This is a genomic window from Microcoleus sp. N9_A1, assembly GCF_036701795.1.
Classification (GTDB): Bacteria; Cyanobacteriota; Cyanobacteriia; order Cyanobacteriales; family Microcoleaceae; genus Microcoleus.
Map to the genome: position 1 here is coordinate 1 of NZ_JAUBRI010000185.1, position 1416 is coordinate 1416.

A 1416-nucleotide genomic window follows, 5' to 3' on the forward strand; every position below is an offset into this window, starting at 1 on the left:
ACTGTAGTTTAGACTAAAAAATGAGCACAGCTAGAAGTAGCCACCTTTGAATCTCAGGCAAGCTGTTGCTCAAAAACTCAAAAAGTAGAAGATTAAACAGCTAATCTTAAAGACTTTTTACGTCGAGAAACCCGTTTTTTAACGGTGGGATAGCACGGTGCCTTAGTTCGTACCCTTCCTTTTTCCCAACCGGGGGATTTTCCCCTATGTTTAGGGATTTTTGTTGGAGTCCCAATGTCAACCAAAAGCGAAAACATTGATTGGGCAACACGTCCAGGGGTTAAATTGATAGTAGCAGATTGCCAAGGAAGTCTATTCTCGATTACTAAATCTCTGGCCAGCCAGAGTTGCCAACTCATCAATGGCATTAAATCACTCCAACGCTCGGATTGTTCAGGGGTTCTTAAATTAGGCAATGTCCAATGCAATCGTTGCTTGGCAAACCTATACCAATGATCGACTCCAAAGCGTCGTAAATATTTGAACCAAACAGTTTCTAAAGGGAGAGTTCGTTCTCCCACCCAAGCCAACCATAAGGGTGGAAATGGCTGACCGTTTGACATGGGCTTCATTCTTTCCACCAGGATTAAGTTGACTTTTTGTCCAGGGGCGCGATAAAAATGCAAGTCAAGCCATTGCCTGACTCGGACTGGTCCCAACTGTGGATGTTCGTCAATTTCAATCACAGCATCCGCTTGGAGCCATGTGCTTGGGTCATTGAGTCTCATTTTCTGCCCATGTTTTCGTGGTCTACCGCGACCACTATAGGCTGGTGGTGCTGACCATAAGCAGGCATTCTTTCGGACTCTCATTAAGCAATCAGCTTGAATATCTGCTTGCGCTAATACCCAGGTTGCATTGCCATATTCTCGATCCAAAACTGCTAAAACTGGGTTGACGCTCTGTTCACAGACAAGTTTAAGTTGGGAAGCTGCTTGAAGTATGGGTGAAGACCCACTACTAATTCTTTCATGGAGCAGGGGTAATGCCCAACTTCCTTGAGCTTCAGGTATCCACGCAATGGTACTGTATCCCTGACCCACAATTACACCGCTTTGATATTCATGGGTTCTATCTTGTAACGTTTTGGCATCTCGTCTCCCCCATGCAGTGTGGTCGATTGCCACTAATATGTGTTCCTTTGGGGGTGCTTCTTTCTGTAATTGCTCCAGATACAGCAGCATCAGTTTTTTTCGGTCTGGTCTACAGTCTTGTAAAGCTTCATAGATGCTTGGCCATTGACGCTTAAATAATGGATTGAGTGAAAATTCCGCTAAACATGACGCATTCGGAGTGGTCATCACTGCATCCATCAGCTCAAATGTCGCATCTTTCGCTTGCACCAATAACTCGTATGCTGCTTGACGAAAGTCCTTTAATCGTTCACTGTTCATTTAAGGAGTGGATAGGTTTTAT

The 1416-nt window shown here is 44.4% G+C and carries 1 protein-coding gene; it reads right to left on the bottom strand.

Annotated elements, in window-relative coordinates; genetic code table 11:
• Positions 1 to 92: 92 nt before the first annotated feature.
• Complete coding sequence (locus tag QUA58_RS31315; protein WP_333398014.1) at positions 93 to 1394, bottom strand: NF041680 family putative transposase; 1302 nt, start codon at positions 1392 to 1394, stop codon at positions 93 to 95.
• Positions 1395 to 1416: the final 22 nt, after the last annotated feature.

Bases quoted from the DNA above. Each gene is read 5' to 3' on its own strand.
- QUA58_RS31315 (WP_333398014.1), bottom strand. From the start codon at position 1,394: ATGAACAGTGAACGATTAAAGGACTTTCGTCAAGCAGCATACGAGTTA.